Raw genomic sequence first — 20,842 nt, 5'->3', positions numbered from 1 at the left:
GAACGATCGAAACCGTTCCCGGAAGGGCCGGTCCGAGACGCGTTCGGCCTACTTCGGCGGATTCGCGGGTCCCGCCCTGGTGCGTTCCTCGCTCGCTACGCAGCACGGACGTCAGTTCGAGAACCGGTCCCGTCCGGAACGGAGGGCGGCGGTGACGGCCCCGGATCGTCGAGATCTTCTGCTCGAGCACTCGACGTGCGGAGTTCCGTCGTCGATAGTGTACCGACGCCGCGCTCTACCGCACTTTCGTGACTCGCGTTCGGCGTCGCATCTCGCCGCTCTACGACGGAAACGATCGAATCTACGCGAGGGTCGCGTCGTGTTCAGCCGTGACCGTACGCCGTCAACGAACAGGTCACGGTCTCTCGACGGGTCGCGACGTACGCGGCTAAAAAAGAAAACGAATCGATGCGTGCGGATTGCTTAGGTGAGGGCGCCGAGGAAAGCCTCGATGTCGAATTCGAATTCGACTTCGGCCTCGTTATCTCCGGTTTCAGCGTTCTGATCTACCGTTGCGGTGTTGTTCTGATCAACGACCTGCACCTGGTCGACGTTAGCGGAGGCAGCAGCCGAAGCGTCGCCGCCACTGCTACCGGACTTCTTGTGCTTATCGGAGTGGCCGTCACTCGCTGCGGCCGCGTTCGCCTCCGCGATACCGACCTGCGCGTTGTTGTTGGTCTGGTCGACCTCAGCGTAGTTCGTCGCGTCGCCGGTTTCCTGCTCGACGTCGATATCGAGTTCCTGTGCCGCCGCAGTTCCGGCGAACCCCATGAACATAAGGCTGCCAATCAGTGCTACCGTCAGCGTGATCGTGAGTGTGCGCTTCATTGTTGGTCACCGGGACACACCACACGCGAGGGCGGCCGTCTCTCGCGTGGAGCGACGGCTCACCGTGACTACCGCGGACGTGTTTCCGCTGTGGCGCGTTACCCGTACTGTCCCTCATCACGGAATCCGACTTGAATCCGGAGAACAGTTTCGGGACGAATGGGCGTATTAGTGTTTCTAAGGGGGAGACAACGGAAATCTGTGTGAAAGTCCGTCCGCGAGGGGTATCTCGCCGTCGACGATACGCCGAGACTATCGCGAGCATTGTTAACAGTTGTCTCGATAACGGTTCGACCCCGTCACGAAACTCGGACGGCAAAACAGTTTGCAATTAACCGGATTGAACGACAATTCCGCCTTACGAACGAAATGATTCGTGCTCCGAACCTCGTCGAAACCCCCTTTGTAGCCCTCGTTGCCGCCCTCGTGGAGGCCGGTTCGGCTCCCAGTTGATACCGGCGATACGCAGTAGAACGGGTTCGTTTCACTCCGAAGACGATGCCTTCGGTCTACAATGTACCTCTTTCCGATCAGTAGGCCGCTTCATACACGCTTCAACTCGCAGATAACTATGTCTGTCATCGAAATACGACGGTTCGCGTCGAATCGGCTCAGAACGCAACACTATCACGTCAGAGATTACACGAACGATGACAAATACACACACGAAACGCTCACAACTTACGACAGTCCTGATGGCCTGTATCGTCGCCATATCGATGCTGGCCGCCGGCGCACCGGCAGCGATGGCCGGCGACACTACGAACACGGATGCCGACTCCAAGACGCTTCACGCGCTCGAGGACGGCGAGGAACTCTACCTCGTCTTCGGCGCGGATCTCGGCGAGCAATCGCTCGAGGAGTTCCTCGATGCGCACGTGACCGACAACCCCGGAGCAACGGCTGAAGGGCAAGAGGCGGTCTCCGATGTCGTTCAATACCAGAACGTTGAACAGGTAAACATCAACGAACAGGGTATGGCGACCTCGATCTCCATCGACGGTGGAGAGGCGACCGCCGTGCAGGAAGCGAGCCAGCTGAACTCCAACGTTCAGGAAGGCGTGGCGACGTCCGAGAACCAGGAAGGCCAGATTCAGGAAACCCAGTTCGAGGACGTCGGCGACGTCTACCTCGTCATGGGTAACGGCGACAGCCAGGAGTTCAACGGCTGGGGTGTCAACGACACCAAGGGTGACAAGAACGAACTGACCGCGAGCCAGGAAGCGCAGGCGGCCGTCACCCAGGCGCAGAACGTCAGCCAGGCGAACGTCAACGAACAGAGCACCGCGTTCGCGCTCGCCGCGAACGACAGCGAAGCGACGGCTCTCCAGCAGACGGCCCAGTCCAACTACAACTTGCAAGACGGTGCCGCTAACGCGTCCAACGTCTACCTCGGCGACGGCAAGTTCAGCGACAAGCCGAAGAAAGGAACGAGCGGCGCGGATGCGAGCCAGAGCGCGAGCTCGGTAGTCGAACAGGGGCAGGACGTTGAACAGGTAAACGTCAACGAACAGGGTGCTGCCGTCGCCATCGCGATCGGCGAGAACAGCACCGCAACGGCGATCCAGATCACCGAGCAGACCAACATCAACGAACAGCTCGGATCCGCCGAGGCCGTGAACGTCCTCGCCTCGATGCCCGGGATGAACGTCGCGAGCGCCGGCAACGGCGGCGACGTCGTCTCCACCCAGGGATCGACGACCGGCGGCGACGACACGAAGGCCGACAAGAACGGTATCTCGCAGGAAGCCACGTCCGAAGTGACCCAGGGACAGGCCGTCGAGCAGCTCAACGTCAACCTGCAGAACACTGCGATGGCGATCGCCACGAACGACAGTGACGCGACCGCCGTGCAGTGGGCCCAGCAACAGAACGTGAACGCGCAGATCGGCTACGCGTCGGCGCTTAACGTCTACGCGGGGCCGAGCTACGCTCACGACGACGTCACGCAGACGAAGAGTACGTCCGTGACCGTGGACGGAAACGACATCGAGGGCGCTGCCGGCATGTCGTACGACTACGACACCGCTAACGGCGACCAGACGCACGACGTCGACCAGTACGCGAGCGCGGAGATCGAACAACACCAGTTCGTTACCCAGCAGAACATCAACGAACAGCAGATGGCGCTGGCAGTCGCTGACGACGGCGGCAGCGCGAACGCCGCGCAGGTGAGTATGCAGCAGAACGAGAACGTCCAGTTCACGTCGGTTGCTGCGACGAACGTTTGGGTTGCGGCGTAACGCGAACGTATCAGTCAGGTAACCGACTTCCGTATCGGACGTTTCTTCCGTTTCTTCCGAACTCGAGCAGAGGGCGCGTCGTCTCGCTCGTTACGCGCTCGTTCGACTACGTCGCCAGTGCGAGGGCGCGATGCGGACGAACGCCGCGAAGACGGACCGATACCGCGAATCGAACGGATCGACAACTCGCGGTGGAAGTGTCCGACCGTATCCGACGAAACGACCGGTTCTGTTCCGTCACGCGGGAGTAATTCGGATATGCGATCCCTCGAGACCGCCGAGCGTCGCCGATCTCGTTCCGCGCCGACTCCGCTCGGAAAATGCTCTGACGGCGACTTGAACGATCGTCTCGACGTCCCGTTTTGCCGGTGTAACCGGAAGTTGTCGGCTCGCGAGCCCGGAGTTTGAATCGTGTCCGGAGCGAAACCAGAACCGACCGACCGGTCGAGTTCTGGCAGATCGAACGTGTGATTTGAGCGGAATTTGAGCGTGTTAACGCTCGCAACGATCTTTTCGGCTTTTGAAACCCTCTCTCCATGGAACGAGGGAGAGAACATGAGTGAGGGCCTGTCAGACGAACGTACGGCAGTTACGACGACCGTCGGCTACGAGTACAGCGAGAACTCGAATCCGCCGGTCGTCGGATCCGACCCCGCGATCAGGCCCGGGACGATCGTCTACGACGACGTCGTCATCGGCGACCGATTTCGGACCGGACATTTCGCGTTGATTCGCGAGCGGACCGAGATCGGAGACGACGTCCTCGTCGGAACCAACGCGACCATCGACGGCACCGCGACGGTCGGTTCGAACGCCAGTCTGCAGACTGGGGTTTACGTCCCGCCGCAGACGGCGATCGGCGATCACGTCTTCCTCGGTCCGAACGCCGTCCTGACGAACGATCCGTATCCCCTTCGCCAGGAGTCGGAACTCGAGGGGCCGACGCTCGAGGAGCACGCCTCGGTGGGTGCGAACGCGACGATTCTCCCCGGCGTCACCGTCGGTCGGGGGTCGTTCGTCGCCGCCGGTGCGGTCGTCACGCGCGACGTTCCCGCCGAGACGCTCGCGGTCGGCGTTCCGGCGGGACACGAACCGCTTCCGGAGCCGCTTCGAGGAGGGAACGACGAACCATGATCCCGATCGCCAGTCCCGTCCTCGGCGACGACGAGGTGGATCGCGTGACCCGCGTTCTCGAGACCGGAATGCTCGCCGAGGGCGAGGTCGTCCGCGAGTTCGAGCGGGAGTTCGCCGACTACTGCGGCACCGATCGCGCGATCGCGACCGCGAACGGAACGGCGGCGCTGCACGCCGCGCTCGTCGCGCTCGGGATCGGCGAGGGCGACCGCGTCCTCACGACCCCGTTTTCGTTCGTCGCGACGGCGAACGCAATCAGACACGCCGGCGCCGAACCGGTGTTCGCCGACGTCGATCCGGTCACGTACAACCTCGAACCGAAGGCGGCCCGCGACGCAGCGCGCACAGAGGACGTCGACGCGATCCTCGTCGTCCACCTCTACGGCTGTCCCGCGGAGATGGACGCCTTCGTGGAACTTGCAGCGGACCTCGAGATTCCCCTCGTCGAGGACTGCGCCCAGGCTCACGGGGCGAGCTATCGCGGCCAGCGAGTCGGTTCGTTCGGCGACGCCGCCTGCTTCTCGTTCTATCCGACGAAGAACATGACCACGGGCGAGGGCGGGATGGTCCTGACCGACCGCGACGACGTCGCCGAGCGCGTCGAGCGATTCGTCGACCACGGGCGAGTCGGCGGCTACACGCACGCGTCGGTCGGGCACAACTTCCGAATGACGAACGTCGCGGCCGCGATCGGTCGCGCGCAGTTCGAGCGGCTTCCCGGGTTCGTCGCCTGCCGGCGGGAGAACGCAACTCGCCTCACCGCCGCAGTCACGGGGACCGACGGGATCGAGCCGCCGGTCGACCCCGACCGCAGCGAGCACGTCTACCACCAGTATACCGTCCGCGCTCGGGAGCGGGCGGCGTTCCGGGAACGCCTCGAGGCCCACGACGTCGGAACTGCGGTCTACTATCCGCGGTGTATCCACGAACAGCCGGCCTACGACGGTGTGAGCCACGACGCTCCCCGCGCCGAGCGGGCGGCCGCCGAGGTCGTCTCGGTGCCGGTCCATCCGGCTCTTTCGGACGACGACGTCGACCGTATCGCGGAGGTGATCGCGTCCTATGGCGGGTGAGCGCTCGCTCGACGTCGGCGTGATCGGGGTCGGATCGATGGGACAGCACCACGCGCGCGTATACGACGAACTGGCGGCGGCGAACCTGATCGGCGTCTTCGACGTCGACGCCGAGCGAGCGAGCGCGGTCGCCGGACGACACGGAACGACGGCGGCCTCCCTCGAGACGCTTCTCGAGCGAGTCGATGCCGTCTCCGTCGCCGTCCCGACCGTCCACCACTACGAGGTCGTGACGACCTGCCTGGAGATGGGCGTCCCGACCCTGGTCGAAAAGCCGGTCGTCGACGACCCCGAGACGGGGCGGAAGTTGCGAGCGAAAGCGGCCGCGGCGGACGTGCCGGTACAGGTCGGCCACGTCGAACGGTTCAACCCCGCCGTCGAGACCCTCGAAACCATCCTCGACGATCTGTCGATTATCGGCGTTACCGCGCGTCGACTCGGCCCGCCGCCGGACCGGCGGATCGACGACAGCGCCATCGTCGATCTGATGGTCCACGACATCGACATCGTGCTGGCGCTGCTCGGGGAGGAGCCCGTCGCGGTCATGAGCTGCGGCGTCGCGGACGATCGTCACGCCTCAGCCCTGCTCGAGTTCTCCGACACGATGGCGTCGCTGACGGCGAGCCGACTGACCCAGCGGAAGGTGCGGACGCTCGAGGTCACCGCGGAGGAGTGTCTCGTCGAGGTCGACTACATCGACCAGTCGATCGAGATCCACCGTCGCTCGGTGCCGGAGTACGTCGAGAACGGCGGCGATATCCGATTCAGACACGAGAGCCTCGTCGAGCGACCCCACGTTCCCAACGACGAGCCGCTGCGGAACGAACTCGAGTCGTTCCTCGAGACCGTCCGAACGGACGGGACGCCGAAGGTGACGGTCGACGACGGACTCGCAGCCCTCCAGATCGCACGGCAGATCGAGGCGCGGGAGACCGAGGGCAGGCCAACGGTCGACGTGGAGGTGCCGCATGACTGATTCGGAGCGGGGGCTGCACCGACGGACCGGTAGTCCGCCGGACGATACCGCCGAGTCCCCGTACGGGATAGCTGCCCCGACCGACCGACAGCGTTCGGCGCTCACGAGCGGGTCGGTTCCGGTGGCCGTCTACGGACTCGGGAAGATGGGGCTGCCGCTCGCCGCCGTCTTCGCCGACGTGACGGGAAACGTCGTCGGCGCGGACGTCGATCCGGCGGTCGTCGACTCGGTCGAAAACGGCGACTGCCACGTGAAGCGCGAACCCGGCCTGGCCGAACTCGTGCGCGAAACCGTCGACGAGGGAGCGCTTGCGGCGACGACCGAGCCGAGCGAGGCTGCGAACCGGGCCGCGATCCACGTCGTCGTCGTCCCGACGCCGCTGACCGACGACCGCGAACCGAACCTCGCGGCGCTCGACGCCGCCGTCGAGGCGATCGGTTCGGGACTGGCACCCGGCGACGCGGTCTTCGTCGAGTGTACGGTCCCGCCTCGGACGACAGTGGACCGAGTTCTACCGACACTCGAGGGCGAATCCGGGCTCGAGCGCGGCGAGTTCGGCCTCGCGTGCTGTCCGGAACGAACCTCCAGCGGCCGGGCGCTCGAGGACATCCGCGGCGCGTATCCGAAGGTCGTCGGCGGGGTCGACGCCGAGAGCACCCGCGTCGCCGAACTGGTGTACGGCGAACTCAACGAGTCCGGGGTGATTCCCACCTCGGACGTGACGACCGCGGAGACTGTCAAGGTCTTCGAGGGGCTGTACCGCGACGTCAACATCGCGCTGGCGAACGAACTCGCGACGTTCACCGACGAGTTCGGAATCGACGTGCGGGAGGCGATCGACCTCGCGAACACCCAGCCCTACTGCGACATCCACGACCCGGGCCCCGGCGTCGGCGGCCACTGCATTCCGTACTATCCGTACTTCGTGATCGAGCCGTTCGAGACCGACGCGCCGCTGTTGCGGGCCGCGCGCGCGGTGAACGATTCGATGCCGGCGTACACGGTCGATCGACTCGAGGCGGCGCTGTCGGAGACCGGGACCGCGCTGGGCGACGCTTCGGTGCTGGTACTCGGACTCACCTACCGCCCCGGCGTCGAGGAGATCCGCGCGTCGCCGGCGCTCGCGATCACCGAGAAACTGGGCGAGCGCGGAGCGGCGGTCTACGGCGTCGATCCGCTGCTCGAGTCGTTCGAGGCGTTCGAGCGACACGGGCTGACGCCGCTTCCGCTCGAGTCGATCGACGAGCGAGGGATCGACGACCACGGTTTCGACGCCGTAGTACTGGTGACGCCCCACGAGGAGTTCGAGACGATCGACTGGAACGCGCTCGGCCGTGACGGCGGCGAACTGGTCGTGGTCGACGGCCGCGACGCCCTCGAGGACGACGCGGTTCCCGACTCTCACCGCGTGTACACGATCGGAACGGGACGCGATGGAGCAGCGGAGGGCGACGCGGGAGAGAGCGGCGTCGAAGCGGAGGAGGGAACCGATGTATAGGGGGCACACGATCGGCGTCGTCGTGCCGGCGTACAACGAATCGGAGTTCGTCGGCGACGTGATCGAGACGGTACCGAGGTACGTCGACCGCGTCTACGTCGTCGACGACCGATCGACCGACGACACCTGGACCGAAATCACCCGCCGCGCCGCCCGGGTGAACCACGAGGCGCGGGCGACCGTCCGGAAACGCGACACGCTCGTCGCGAACGGTAGATCGGCGTTCGACCGTCGGGCCGTTCCCATCCGCCACGCGGAGAACCGCGGCGTGGGCGGCGCGATCAAGACCGGGTACCTGCGGGCGCTCGAAGACGGACTCGACGTCGCGGCCGTGATGGCCGGCGACGGCCAGATGGATCCCGACCACCTGCCCTCGCTGCTGGATCCGATCGTCGACGGCGAGGCCGACTACGCGAAGGGAAACCGGCTGGTAAGCGATAATTACCGCAAGGGGATGCCGCGATTCCGGCTGTTCGGAAACGCGCTGCTCACGCTCCTGACGAAGGTCTCGTCCGGCTACTGGCGGACGATGGACCCCCAGAACGGGTACACGGCGATCTCGGTGTACGCGCTCGAGTCGATCGACGTCGAATCGATGTACGAGGACTACGGCTACCCCAACGATCTGCTGGTACGGCTCAACGCCAACGAGTTGCGCGTGGCCGACGTCGCGATGCCGGCCGTCTACGGCGACGAGGAGTCGACCATCGACTACACCACGTACGTTCCGAAGCTCTCCGCGTTGCTCGTGCGATCTTTCGCCCGGCGACTCGCGACCCGATACCCGATCGGCGACGCCCATCCCGTCCCGCTGTTCTACGCCGCCGCCGCGCTCACGGTCGGTGGCGGCCTCCTCGGCGGAATCCGGTCGCTGTACCGCCACCGACGCCGGTCCGACGACCGCGGACTCGTCGAACTGGCGGCGAGCGCCCTCCTGCTGGCTGCGGGCTCGGTGTTCCTGTCGCTCGCGGCCCGACTCGAACTGCGCGTCACCGAGGGACTGGAGGTGCAACGACATGGCTGACGATCGACGCGTCGTGTGTACCATCCAGCACCCCGCCCACGTTCACTTCTTCAGGAACGCGATCGACGAACTGCGCGACCGCGGCTACGACGTCCGCGTCTTCGCTCGCGAGAAGGACGTCGCCCGCGAGTTGCTCGAGCGGTACGGGATCGCCCACCGGCGGTTCGCGAGGCCCGTGGAGACGCCGCTCGACCTGCTCGCGGTGCAGTCGAGGTACGAGTACGAGATCGCTCGGCGCGTTCGTCGGTTGCAGCCGGCGGCCGTGCTCGGAATCGGCGAGCCGGCGGTCGCGCACGCGTCCTCGCTCGTCGACGGCCGCGGAATCCTGTTTACCGACACCGAGCACGCGGCCCTCCAGAACGCCGTCTCGCTTCCGTTCGCGGATCGCGTCTACACGCCGGACGCGTTCTGGGACGACTACGGCGGGCACCACCGTCGCTACCCCGGCTACCACGAACTGGCCTACCTCCATCCGAACTGGTTTACTCCCGATCCGGCGGCCCCGCCCGGTCTCGAGCCCGCGGACGGTCCGCTCGTCGTGCTGCGGCTGGTCTCCTGGAACGCCGCACACGACGTCGGTCGGAGGGGAGTCGCCGGCCTCGAGCGGGTGATCGCCGGTCTCGAGCGATTCGGCGCGACCGTCCGGATCACCGCGGAGGGGGAGCTACCACCGACGCTCGCGGCCCGACGGACCGACGTGCCCGTCCATCAGATGCACGACCTGCTGGCTCGAGCGGACCTCTTCCTCGGCGAGAGCGCTACGATGGCGATCGAGAGCTGTCTCCTCGGCACCCCGGCGCTCTACGTCTCGGATCTCCGGGCGGGCGTGCTCGAGGAACTCGAGGCTCGCTACCGGCTGCTCCGGTGGCTCTCTCGTGGCGCTCTCCCGGGAGAGATCGTCGCCCACGCGCGGGAACTCCTGCGAACGAGCGAGTCGACCTGGGCGAAGCGACGACGGCGCGTCCTCGCGGAGAAGATCGATACGACCGCGTTTATCGTCGACGTCGTCGAGGACGCCGTCGGCGCCGAGGAAGCAGCGACCGATCGCGCCGTCGCGGAGGTCGTCTCCTGATGAGTGCGTCGCTAGCGGACCACGAGTTCGCCCTCTGTCTCACCCACGACGTCGATCGCGTCTACAAGACGTTCCAGGCCCCCTACTACGCCGTAACCGAGCGGGATCCGTCGCACCTCCGCTCGCTCGTCACCGGCGATCGACCCTACTGGCAGTTCGAGGAGCTCGCGGCCCTGGAAGACGACCTCGGCGTCCGGTCGTCGTTTTACGTGCTCAACGAGCAGTCGCTCCTCCGAGAGAAGTCCCCTCGAGCGTGGCTCGTCCCGAGGAACTGGATGCTGTACACCGGTCGGTACGATCCCACAGATCCGGAACTGGTCGACGCGTTTCGAACGCTCGAGCGCGGCGGCTGGGAGGTTGGCCTCCACGGCTCGTACGACTCGTACGACGATCGGGACCGCCTTCGGGCGGAGAAGCGCGTTCTCGAGGAGATTCTCGACGAGCCCATCCTCGGTGGACGCCAGCACTACCTGAACCTGATCGGCCAGCGGACCTGGGAGCACCACCGCGCGATCGGGCTGCGGTACGACGCCAGCTACGGCTCGAGCACCCGGTACGGCTTCGACGGCCGGTACGACGTGATCCGGCCGTTCGACGACGAGTTCGTCGTCTTCCCGCTGACGCTCATGGAACGGGCGCTGCTCCCGTCGGCCCCGTCGCTCGAGTGGGCCTGGCGGGAGTGTCGGCGGCTGCTCGAGGAGGCCCACGAGCACGGCGCGATCATGACCGTCTGCTGGCACCCGCGGTACGTGAACGAGGAGGAATTTCCGGGCTACCGGACGCTCTACGAGAGGCTAATCCGCGAGGCGCGGGCGATGGACGCCTGGATCGGCCCCTGCGGGGAGTGTTACGAGTTGCTCGAGCGTCGGCGGGAAGCGTCGTCCCAGCGGTAAGGATAACCCGGAGTCGGCCGAGCCGTTACGCGGAGAGTGCGAACCTAACGTAATTACTCTATCAGAAAATATATATGTTGATAGAGCCGTACTGCACAAAATGCGTATTCATCGTCAGAGTCTGCACCCGAGCATTGAATAGAGATACTCAGTACTGTGGCCAGAATGACCACTGATCAGTTACCTGGACTGTAACAGATGGCCCTAGTGCACACGGTAGGCCCGTCGGCCGCTGGCCGGACTACTCCTCCCACTGAATCTCCTCTGCTTCTCCACTTTCGCGAAGGGTAAACGGCCCCATCGCAAGCGTCCGCTTCGCTACGGTAGCGATCCGAAGAATGTAGGCGAATAGTATCATGAACGGCATGAGACCGAGAGTTACTGCGAGACAGACGATTAGGAGCGCGCTCTCCATTCCCCAGATCGTTCCCGACACGAGTTCGGGATCGAAGAACAGTACCATCGTAAACGCGACGATCAGTGCCGGGATTGCAGTGAAGAGGATCGCGTAGGAGAGGTTGATCAGTTCCCACTGGAAGTAATACGTCTTAAAGTGTTCACGCGCCGGTCCCAGAAATTCCAACACTTCCTGGAGATCGTCGAGTGTTCCGGTTGTCTCGTCCGAGAGTGCATCACAGTGATCGCTCTGGATCTGCCGGGCAGTGTGTATCTTCCGCGAATAGTCGTAATCCAGCGCCGCTCCGAGGACCTGGTACGTTCCGAACTGTGCATCCGCTAATTGCTCGCTCACCTCTTGGGCATTCTCGGTTAGATCGTCGACGTAGGAGGTGATCTCATCGACGGCTTCCTCGTCAGTGCTGTCACCGACAGTGTCCTGGAGCGCCACCGCTTTCCGTTCGGTAGCCTCAACGAGTGCTCGGAGAAATGCGGATGCTTCCGTCGGGCTCACAGCCAACTCCGTCTCTGCCTCTACGTCTTGGCGGAAATTCATCGCACCTTGCATTCGGTCACGCTGTTGGCCCAGAGGACCGAGCTCCTGGGATAACACTAACTGGTTGATCGTTAGCACGAGAGTGACGCTAGTAATGATACCGGCGATGAGTCCCTGGAAAGCAGTATCCACCGGCGCTTCGAGTTGCAGAAGCTCACTGACGGGAGCAGGACTGGCGATGGCGAGCAGGACGAGCGAGATGGATACTGCCAGCGAGAGGAGGCCGACGATAGTCCAGCGATTTGCCTCCAACAGTATCCACTGATTGAGACGGCGTTCACTCTCCCGTTCTTGCATCGTATCGCCGGAGCCCGACTCACTGTTCGACCGATCCATGATGGCAATATTCCGTATCGAAGAGTGAGAGGTTTAGGTGGTTCGATCAGGAATCTGGACGGCAGCAGCGCTCAGTCATAGTAAGCTGGTCCCTCATCTGGAGGATCAGTCTGGTGTGGATTGAACTAGTGGACTCACCGTGATACATACATCCTCCGTAGCACGGCAATCTTGACAGTCATCAGTGAATTCGATTGCTACTCCGTTACCTGCTTGACCTGTACGTAACGTGGCCTTCTCGAGTTAATCGCCGATCCGGAGCGGGAGGTCGATACGTAGCGATCGAACGGGGTGCGTGCCGATCGAAGTTCCATGCGGTTACTCGAGTACGCGACTAACGCTGGCAACAAGGGTTTCCGCGTCCTCCCCACCCGATTCGCTCGCTCATCCCTCGCGCGGTATTGGATGACGGCTCGCTCGACTCGCGGTTCCCCGCGGTCACCGTCTGCTCACGGACGCTACGCGTCCGTTCGCATGGTATGCGAGACCTCTGGTCTCGCACTATTCGCTTTTCGAGGCCCTCGCGCTGCTCGCGCCTCGCTCCGCTCGCCGTCATCCAGCACACGCCACCGCAACGTGGATAGTCCAGTCCCGAACACTCGACAGCCGAACCGACCGTTGGCCAGCAAGGTGAACCCGTACCCGCGTCTGGCGAGTACGGCCGACCGAGACACGTGGTCGTCGCTACCGAAGTGTTGGTCGCGCTCGTCGTGCTCGCCTTTGTCGGCGGCGTGATCGTCGCCACGATCGGCCCCGGCGGGATCCTCATCGTCACCGGTCTCTATCTCACGACGTCGCTCTCGAGCGCCGAGGTCGCGGGCACCTCGAGCGCCATCTTCACCGTCGGCGCGGTGCTGGGGAGTCTCGTCTACGCGCGCTCGGGCGAGATCGACTGGTGGATCGCCGGCGTCGTGAGCGGCGCCGCCGCGGGCGGGACATGGATCGGCGTGCGCCTGAACGCCTACCTCTCGCGGGGGCTGTACGGCCTCGTCCTCGCGGCGCTGCTCGCGGTCGTCGGCGGGACGATCGTCTACCGGGAGTACCACGACCTCGAGCCCCGCGTCGAACTCGGGCGGGGCGGGTGGGACACCGCCGGGTTCGTCGGCGTCGGACTCGTGATCGGCGTCTCCGGCGGGCTTCTGGGAATCGGCGGCGCGGCGCTCTCGGCGCCGGCGCTCGTGCTGGTCGGCGTGCCGATGCTCGCGACGATCGCGATCACGCAGGTCGTCGTCGTGGCGACCGCGCTGTTCACGACGCTCAACTACCTGCTCCTCGACGCGATCGTCACCGCCCTGTTCGTTCCGATCACGGGCGCGTACCTCGGAGGCGTCGGACTCGGCTGGTGGCTCGCTCACCGACTCGACGCGGGCCGACTCAAACTCGCACTCGGCGTCGCGCTCCTCGGCCTGGCGGCCTCGCTGGTGATCTGACGATCGCGACGTGTCCCTTGTGGCAGTATCGTTACTCGAGCGCGCTCCGGGCCTCCTCGCGGCCCATGTCGAGGGCGATCTGGTGCTGGTCGTAGTAGAGCGCACCGCCGCCGCTGCCGATCATGTAGCCGAGCGGACCGACCGTCTCGATCCGGTTGTCGTCGCTGGTGGTGAACCGCATCGAGGTATCCTCGAAGGCGAGTTCGCCGTTGACCCAGTACTGCATCACGCCGTCGGCGTTGGCCGAGCCGCCGTCGTAGGAGTTGACCTTGACGTGACACTCGATCTCGTTCCACTCGTCCATCTGTACGACGGCGTCGGTCATCTGGAAGTCGCCGGAGCCGTCCATGTGGTAACAGTACGAGAAGAATTTGTACCCCTCCGGCGCCGGCGAGTCGTTCCGGTTGGCGAAGCCGATCGCGTTCGACCAGCCGTTCGTGCCGCCGGCCGAGCCGCCACCGGACGAGCCGTCGCCGTTCGTCAGCGGGGCCCAGAACATCCGGACCGTGTCGTCCGCGCCGAGATCGAAGTTCTCCGGGTGGACGGTAAACCGGGTGTACACCTCGTCCTGATACTCGCCGACCTGCTCCGGCAGCCGGTACTCGCAGTTGGCGATCTTCGAGTTCCCCGTAAACTCCGTGCGCAGCGAGCGGCCGTCGCGCGTCGGCCGGTCGGTCACGAACTCGGGAGTGTAGGAGCCGCGGACGTCGTTGACGTCGTACACCTCGCCGGGGTCCTCGTACTCGTCGTAGTCGATGTCGATCACCGCTGCCTCCGACCCGTCGCCGGCGGCCGTCGCGCTCCCACCGGTTCCGACTCCCAGCGCGGCCATCGCCCCGCCGGTGAGTTTCAGGTACGATCGCCGGCCGAGAACGCGATCGTTACTCCCGCGAAATCCGTCGCTGTGCTCCGTGTCGGTCCGTTCTCGAGCCGGGTGCTCTCGTTCCATACGGCCGGGTAACAGGGGACTACCGACATAAATTTTCTCTTTCGGAAGACTGTAAACAATCCCGAAAGTGATTCGGAGTGGAGCGATACCATAAAGTGATTGACCCGATCGCGGCGTCTAAATAGACCGGTTCCAAACGAGTGTTACCGGAGTCAACACGCCGTTCACCGCCGCTAATTCTTCGTTGTCCGCGACGACGGTCGGCTCCGACCGCCGAACGCGGTCGTCCCGCCTCGAGCGGCGGCGACGAGGGACGACGGATGGTGACGAGATGCCTCCTCGACGAGCCGCGTTCGACGGAGAAAATCGAGATTACTTGCCGCGGATCGGCGAGACGATCGGCGTCGCTTTTCACCCGCGATCACGGGAGACGTGGCATGCGAACGGGGCCGCGGGTGCTGCTTCTCGACGGCGATTACCCGACCGCGCTCGTGATCGCGCAGGAGCTGTCGGAAGATCTCGGGGTGACGATCGTCGGCGCGGGAACGATGCGGTACAGCCGGCTGCTTCGGTCGAACTACTGCGACGTCGCCGTCACGATCCCGTCGACCGACGATCCCGGCTATCTCGAGGCGCTGCGGGCCGTGATCCGCGCTCACCGCCCGCAGTTCGTCCTCCCCGTCGGCTACGAGTCGGCGGCCGTCCTCGAGTCGGTCCGGGACGACCTCCCGTCGTTCGCGTCCGTCCGTCTCCCCGACCCCGACGCGTTCGAGGTCGCCGCTGACAAGGCGGCGACGATGGAGCGGGCCGCCGCGCTCGGTATCGACGTGCCGACGGACTACTCGCGGCTCGTCGAGGAGGTCGACGCTCGGGGCCGGCCGACCGGATCGCTCGAGACCCTCGCGTTCCCGGTCTTTCTCAAGGCGCGGCGGGAGGCGGGCGGCGGCCGCGAGACGACGGCTCGCGTCGCGGATCCGGATCGGTTCTGGGAGGTTTACGACCGTCTCGAGGCCGTCGCGCCGACGGGGGACGTCCTCGTACAGGAGTGTATCACCGGCCCGTCGCCGACGTACGCGTGCGGGCTGTTCGTCCGCAACGGCGAGATCGAACTCCGCGTCGCCCACGAGGAACTGCGGTCCGTCCCGCGTCGCGGCGGCAGCGGAACCCACCTCCGGCTGTGTCGCGACCCCGAACTCGAGGCTGCGGCCGCCGAGTTGCTCCGGGAGCTCGGCTGGCACGGCGTCGCGCTCGTCGAGTTCAAGCGCCGAGCGAGCGGCGAACTCGTGCTCATGGAGATCAATCCGAAGTTCTGGGCGTCGTACGCGCTGGCGAGCGCGCACGGCTACCGGTTCGCCTCGACGATGGTCGCGACGGCGCTCGGCCTCGAGGATCGGTTACCCGCCCGGTCGCCGCGACCGGACGGCGAGATGGTGTTCCCGCTTCGAGAGCTGTACTACTACGCCTGCAACCGCGAGGAGGAGCGACTGCTCGAGTGTCTGCGAGCGATCGCAAAGCCGGGGGTTTCGTGGGACGTCGATCGGTCGGACCTGGGCGCGTGGTTGACGCCGCCGGCAGGACTCGTCCGCAAGCTGCCGACCGTCGAACTCTCCCGGTCTCCCGATCGCGAACCCGTTCCCTTCACGCGTCGGTAGGAGACGGCGGGTAGTCGACGGGTTCGACCTGTTCCCCGGAGACCCACAGCTCGACGGGATCGGGATCGGCGTCGATAGCGACGAACTCGCCGTTGAAGAGGTAGCCGTCGACGGTGTTCGGCTCCGCGGTCGCCTCGACGATCGCGTAGCCGCTTTCGGAGGCGTCAGCCGGCGTGATGTCGACGGTGTCGTTGTACATCGCCTGGTGGCCGTCGACGTTGCTCCAGTCGGTGTGAACGACGTCGCCGTCGACGTAGAAGCGGTACGTCGCGGTCCCGTCGCCGTTGACGTAGGTCACGCGCCCGTCGTAAGCGTCCATATTCGCAGGGTCCTCGAAGTGCGGATCCTGGTCGTACGGCGGAATGTCGGGAATGTCGTCGGCGAGCAGTTCGTGCTCGTCGTAGTAGATCGCGAGGTCTGCCGGCGCGGTTTCACCGCCTCCGTACCGCACCAGCGGGCCGGCGTACTCGACCGCCTGCTCTTCGATCGTCGTCCAGCGAAAGTCGGTTCGCTCGTAGGCGAGTTCGCCGTCGATCCAGCAGCGAGCCTCGCCGTCGTGTACCGCCTCGTCGTCGTCGATCGAGTTCATCACGACCTCGGTCTCGAGCGCGAACCACTCGTCGGCCGGCACCCGCGCGTCGGTCAGTTCGAACTCGCCGCTCGTCCACGGCTGATCGAGGTGGTAGGTGTAAGCGGCGAGCTTGTACTCGCCGTTCGATCGACTCTCCCGGTTCGTGAGCGCGAGCATGCTCGACCAGCCGTCGTTTCCGGACGGCCGTCCGCGACCGCCGGAGCCCTGGATTCCCGCCTCCGTGTTCAGGCCGAGACACCAGAACCGGCAGACGTCGCCCGCCTCCATCGCCCAGTCGTCGCCCAGTCGAACCATCGCCCGCTGGCGGACCTCGAGCGGCTGTCCGTACCCGTTCTCCGGGAACCAGTACGCCGCGTTGCTCCCGTCGCTTCCGCCTCGAGGAATATCGCAGCGCAGTGCCGTTTCCCCGTCGAACGTGTGGTTATCGACGAACGAAAACGTGGTCGGGTCGCCCGACCAGACCCGGTAGACGTCGGTCGGCTCGTCGAGTTCGTCGTAGTCGATCTGGACGACGTCGACCCCCTCGTCGTCCTCGTCGACCTGGTCCGCGAGCGAGTCCTCGAACCCCTCCGGCTCGTCGTCCTCGGACGAGTTATGGTCGGGCGCCTCGTCGGACTCCGCCGACTCATCGGGCTCGTCGGAATCGTCGGGTTCGGCGTCGTCCGAACACCCTGCTAACAGCACCGTCGTTGCGACGGCACCGGTCGTCTTCAGGACGGTTCGACGATCCATCTCGCCGAGGTACGTCGCAGGCGTTCTATAGGGTTCGATATCGTCACGCGGAGAAGCGCGACATTGTCCGCGGACGACGACGGCGGTAATCTCGATCTACCGCCGGCCCCGCGGACGCGTCGTCCGATCGCGAGACCGGATCCGACGTCCGAGACCGAGCTCGATCGTCACATCGCGACGGGCGTCACCGGACTCGTCGGATCGGCTGAACGTGCTGTAACGTTTTTCGCAGTGGCTCGCATAGCGAACCCTCGACTATGCAGAACCGCCCGACGGGAACGACCGGCTCGAGCGCCGGACGCCGAACGCGTCGCGCCGCGCGAGCGGCTCGTACCGGTCGGGCCGATCGACGGAGACGGAGGCGACCGTGATCCGAACCGATTTCGACGTGTCCCGACCGCTCTCGGTCGCGCTCGTCGTCGCCGCGGTTCTCGGGGTCGCCGTCCCGCTCCTTCTCGAATTCCGTAACCTGTCGATACTGGGATTGTACGTCGCCGTTCCGATGATCGCGGCCCCGATCGTCGCTCGAGGAGTGCGCACCGACGCCGGCAGCTGGTCGCCACCGGCCCGGGTCGACTGGCGGGTCTGGTCGGCGCTTTTTCACTTCGTACTCGGCGCACTGGTCCTCGTGCTGGTCGCCACCGACGTTCGTCCGTACGCGTTCTACGCGGGCGCCTCGCTCCTCTACCTCTGCTGTTTCCTGCTAACAGCGACGACGCCGATCGGCCGAACGAGCCGCGCAATCGCGCTCTATCACCTGGTGGTCACCGTCCTGCTCGTCATCTACAGCGTCACCCTGAACTACGGGCTCTTCGTCGGCCACACGGATCTCACGTCGCACATCTCGATAGCGACGTCGATCCTCGAGACCGGACGGACGTCCACGCTCCTGCCGAGCTACGACTCGTTCCAGCTGTGGCACGTCTACACCGCGTTCGTCTCGCTGGTCTTCGGCAGCTGGATCGCGCCGTACACCGCGATGTACCTCCTCTCCGGCGGAATCTTCGCCGCGGGCGTCGGTCTCACCTACGGCGTCGCGCACCGACTCCACCCGGACGAGAAGTACGCCCTCCTGGCGAGCCTGGTGGCGATCTCGTTCCCGCTGTACCTCTTCTACGGGATGTACTCGATCCCGCGCAGCGTCGCCTCGATCTTCTTCCTCGCGTTGTTGCTCGCGCTCCTGAGTCGCCCGACCGCGGGGATTCGGCTCCTGACCGTCGGCCTCGTCGCGGCGATCGTGGTCGCTCACCCCGTGACGATCCCGTTCGTGCTCGCGATCCTCGCCCTCGTGGCGCTCACCGAGCGGACGATCACCCGGTCGGAGCCGATCGTCGGCAGCTACGTCCTCGCCGTGACGTTCCTGTTCACGAGCCTCTACTGGCTGTACGCCGCGGAGGTCGTCGTCACGCGAATCGCGGGAACGATCTACGCGGTGCTCTTCGAGCCGACGGAGTCGGCGGTCCCGGAGGGCGTGATCACGAGCCCCTGGGTGGAGGTCGCGAACTTCGTTCCCTACGGGTTCGTCCTCTTCTTCGTCCTCCTTGGGTTCCTGTTCCTGCTCGAGCGAGGACGGCGGCCGGCGTGCGCGGACGGCGGCGACGACGGCGCCGACGTCGTCCGCAACGGTAGCCGGAGGCCGAGCGGTCGTACGACGGCCGTCGGCGTCGTGGCGATCCTCCTCGTCCCGCTCGTCTTCCCCGGCCCGGTGCTCCTGCTCGACGCGGTGGCCGGCGTCAACGTCGACCGGTTCGGCCACTACGGCTTCGCGTTCGTCGCGCTGGCCGGCGGCTACGGGCTGTACGAACTGCTCCGGCGCGGCGGGCTGGCAGCGTTTCTCGTCCTCCTGCTGATCCTGTCGCTGTTCACCTTCACGGCCGTCTCGAACGAGCTCACCGCCTCCGACAATCCGATCGTCGAGCGACCGTTCTACACGTTCTACCTCTCCGACCACGAGCGCCAGTCGTTCGCGGCGGTCGACGACGGCTACCGCGGGGAGATCGGAACCGACCGGATCGCCTGTCGGTACATGGGAGCGTTCCACGGCTCGCTGTGTTCGGTGGTCGACGCCGCCGAGGGCGACGCCATGTTCGACGACCACGACGCCGTCCTCGTCCGGGAGGACGAACTCGAGGACAGGCCCCTCCAGTTCACGCAGTACGTCGACGAGTCGAACCTCCCGCGAGACGCGCTCGAGGACCGCGATCGGGTGTACGACTCCGGATCGGTGTCGTTGCACTCCTGAGCCGCGTCTCGATCGGTTCCGACGCGAGTACAGTCCTCGAATCGGTCGTAAAACCGCGTTACCGCGTACTCGAGACCGATACCATCGGCTAGGTTTACGGACGTGCTCGTGAACGGTTGCCGTCGATGTCAACGCCGCGGCGCCGCCGGTACGTTCGCCTGCAGGTCGTCTGGCTGCTCGGAGCGCTGCTCGCGCTCGTCGCGCTGGGGGAGTTCTCCCCCGGCGCGTTTTTCCTGCTGGCAGTGCTCGGATTCGTAGTTCTGAACGAACTGCTGATTCCCGCCGAGGTCGACCCGCGCTGGCGGAGACGGCTCCGCCGAATTACCGTCGTCGCGATTGCCGGCGCCGTCGTCGTCGTCGCCGTCCGCACCGTTCAGTTACTCGCGCCAGGGGTGCTTCCGTGAGCGCCGATCGAGACGTCGACCGCCCGCGGTTCGCGCTCGTTGCACTGGCGGTCGTCGTCCTCGTCGCGATCGGCTGGGCGGGTTCGACCTCGACCGTCGCCCACGATCCGTACAACCCGAGCGGCGACGGTACCAGCGAACTCCGACAGCAGATCGAGTCGGAACCCGGCCTCGAGTACGAGGCGGCCGCGGGATACGACGGGCTTGAGCCCGACGGAACCGTCGCCATCGCGTCGCCGCCGACCGACGGCGACGAGGCGGACGCCGAGGCGTTCGTCCGGGACGGCGGTACGCTCGTGGTGGTCGCCGACTCGCCCGAGGCGAACACCGCCCTCTCAGCTGTCGGCGCCGAGGCCCGACTCGACGGCCAGGTGCTCCGGGACGACCGCCACTACGACCGCGGGCCGGCGCGACCGATCGCGACGTCCGTCGCGGACCACGCGCTGACCGCGGACGTCGATCGGCTGGCGCTGAACCGCGCGACGGCGGTCGAGCCAAACGGCGCGACTGTGCTCGCGAACACGAGCGAATTCAGCTACCTCGTCGACGATCCGGACGCGACGCTCGGGGAAGACGAGCGCCCCGCCTCGCACCCCGTCGCGACGGTCGAAGCCGTCAGCGACGGGACCGTGATCGTCGTCGGCGACTCGACGCTCGCGACCAACGAAATGCTCGAGCGCGAGGACAACGCGCGGCTCCTCGCGAACGTCTCCGCCGACGCCGACCGCGTCGTCGCGCTCTCGCCGGGCGCCGACGACCCGCCGCCGCTTTCGGGACTGCACTCGGCCGTCCTCGACCGCGCGGGCTCGCTACGCTGACTCCCGGCTCGCGGGCCCGCGCCCGCCGAGCGATAGAGCCGACTCATCGTAATT

General features: G+C 65.7%; 17 protein-coding genes. 13 read left to right on the top strand and 4 right to left on the bottom strand.

The genetic code is table 11. From position 1 onward, the window contains the following. Nucleotides 1-423: 423 nt before the first annotated feature. Nucleotides 424-828, bottom strand: coding sequence for a hypothetical protein (locus NED97_RS09585; protein ID WP_252490467.1), 405 nt, complete (start codon nt 826-828; stop codon nt 424-426). A gap of 650 nt (nt 829-1,478) precedes the next feature. Between NED97_RS09585 and NED97_RS09580 the strand changes: the two genes are divergently transcribed. From NED97_RS09580 to NED97_RS09545, 8 genes are all read left to right on the top strand, one after another. After that, entirely contained in the window at nt 1,479-3,071 is a 1,593-nt protein-coding gene (locus NED97_RS09580; RefSeq protein ID WP_252490466.1) for a hypothetical protein, read from the top strand. 555 nt (nt 3,072-3,626) lie between these two features. Next, nucleotides 3,627-4,205, top strand: a complete 579-nt coding sequence (locus NED97_RS09575) for an acyltransferase (RefSeq protein ID WP_252490465.1) — start codon at nt 3,627-3,629, stop codon at nt 4,203-4,205. Beyond that, on the top strand, nt 4,202-5,278 hold the full coding sequence (locus tag NED97_RS09570; protein WP_252490464.1) for a DegT/DnrJ/EryC1/StrS family aminotransferase: 1,077 nt from the start codon (nt 4,202-4,204) through the stop codon (nt 5,276-5,278). The genes NED97_RS09575 and NED97_RS09570 overlap by 4 nt, the downstream gene beginning before the upstream one ends. Then, nucleotides 5,268-6,254 carry a Gfo/Idh/MocA family protein gene (locus NED97_RS09565; protein WP_252490463.1) on the top strand — a complete coding sequence of 329 codons (987 nt, stop codon included), beginning with the start codon at nt 5,268-5,270 and terminating at the stop codon, nt 6,252-6,254. The genes NED97_RS09570 and NED97_RS09565 overlap by 11 nt, the downstream gene beginning before the upstream one ends. After that, nucleotides 6,247-7,752 carry a nucleotide sugar dehydrogenase gene (locus NED97_RS09560; protein ID WP_252490462.1) on the top strand — a complete coding sequence of 502 codons (1,506 nt, stop codon included), beginning with the start codon at nt 6,247-6,249 and terminating at the stop codon, nt 7,750-7,752. The genes NED97_RS09565 and NED97_RS09560 overlap by 8 nt, the downstream gene beginning before the upstream one ends. Beyond that, entirely contained in the window at nt 7,745-8,776 is a 1,032-nt protein-coding gene (locus NED97_RS09555) for a glycosyltransferase family 2 protein (protein ID WP_252490461.1), read from the top strand. Before NED97_RS09560 ends, NED97_RS09555 begins: the two co-directional genes overlap by 8 nt. Beyond that, the gene (locus NED97_RS09550) at nt 8,769-9,848 is read left to right on the top strand and encodes a DUF354 domain-containing protein (protein ID WP_252490460.1); all 1,080 of its coding nucleotides are present in this window, start codon (nt 8,769-8,771) and stop codon (nt 9,846-9,848) included. The genes NED97_RS09555 and NED97_RS09550 overlap by 8 nt, the downstream gene beginning before the upstream one ends. After that, nucleotides 9,848-10,741: a polysaccharide deacetylase family protein gene (locus NED97_RS09545; RefSeq protein ID WP_252490459.1), complete on the top strand. Its 894-nt coding sequence runs from the start codon at nt 9,848-9,850 to the stop codon at nt 10,739-10,741. Before NED97_RS09550 ends, NED97_RS09545 begins: the two co-directional genes overlap by 1 nt. A gap of 241 nt (nt 10,742-10,982) precedes the next feature. Here NED97_RS09545 and NED97_RS09540 read toward each other — a convergent pair whose 3' ends face one another. After that, nucleotides 10,983-12,029, bottom strand: a complete 1,047-nt coding sequence (locus NED97_RS09540; RefSeq protein WP_252490458.1) for a hypothetical protein — start codon at nt 12,027-12,029, stop codon at nt 10,983-10,985. A 674-nt stretch (nt 12,030-12,703) separates the two neighbouring features. Between NED97_RS09540 and NED97_RS09535 the strand changes: the two genes are divergently transcribed. Next, the gene (locus NED97_RS09535) at nt 12,704-13,459 is read left to right on the top strand and encodes a sulfite exporter TauE/SafE family protein (protein WP_252490457.1); all 756 of its coding nucleotides are present in this window, start codon (nt 12,704-12,706) and stop codon (nt 13,457-13,459) included. 31 nt (nt 13,460-13,490) lie between these two features. Here the strand turns inward: NED97_RS09535 and NED97_RS09530 are convergent, their stop codons facing one another. Further along, the gene (locus tag NED97_RS09530) at nt 13,491-14,408 is read right to left on the bottom strand and encodes a hypothetical protein (protein ID WP_252490456.1); all 918 of its coding nucleotides are present in this window, start codon (nt 14,406-14,408) and stop codon (nt 13,491-13,493) included. 377 nt (nt 14,409-14,785) lie between these two features. Here NED97_RS09530 and NED97_RS09525 point away from each other — a divergent pair, with 377 nt between their 5' ends. Then, nucleotides 14,786-16,000, top strand: a complete 1,215-nt coding sequence (locus NED97_RS09525; RefSeq protein WP_252490455.1) for an ATP-grasp domain-containing protein — start codon at nt 14,786-14,788, stop codon at nt 15,998-16,000. Here NED97_RS09525 and NED97_RS09520 read toward each other — a convergent pair. After that, nucleotides 15,987-17,324: a twin-arginine translocation signal domain-containing protein gene (locus tag NED97_RS09520; RefSeq protein ID WP_252490454.1), complete on the bottom strand. Its 1,338-nt coding sequence runs from the start codon at nt 17,322-17,324 to the stop codon at nt 15,987-15,989. The genes NED97_RS09525 and NED97_RS09520 overlap by 14 nt on opposite strands. Nucleotides 17,325-17,691: 367 nt before the next feature. Between NED97_RS09520 and NED97_RS09515 the strand changes: the two genes are divergently transcribed. From NED97_RS09515 to NED97_RS09505, 3 genes are all read left to right on the top strand, one after another. After that, nucleotides 17,692-19,566, top strand: coding sequence for a hypothetical protein (locus NED97_RS09515; protein ID WP_252490453.1), 1,875 nt, complete (start codon nt 17,692-17,694; stop codon nt 19,564-19,566). Between the two features lie 125 nt (nt 19,567-19,691). Further along, nucleotides 19,692-19,970, top strand: a complete 279-nt coding sequence (locus NED97_RS09510; RefSeq protein WP_252490452.1) for a hypothetical protein — start codon at nt 19,692-19,694, stop codon at nt 19,968-19,970. Continuing rightward, nucleotides 19,967-20,788 (top strand): DUF4350 domain-containing protein, encoded by an 822-nt coding sequence (locus NED97_RS09505; protein ID WP_252490451.1) that lies wholly within the window; start codon nt 19,967-19,969, stop codon nt 20,786-20,788. The genes NED97_RS09510 and NED97_RS09505 overlap by 4 nt, the downstream gene beginning before the upstream one ends. Nucleotides 20,789-20,842: the final 54 nt, after the last annotated feature.

It is taken from the genome of Natronococcus sp. CG52 (assembly GCF_023913515.1).
Classification (GTDB): Archaea; Halobacteriota; Halobacteria; order Halobacteriales; family Natrialbaceae; genus Natronococcus; species Natronococcus zhouii.
This window is presented reverse-complemented; position numbering and strand designations above follow the sequence as displayed.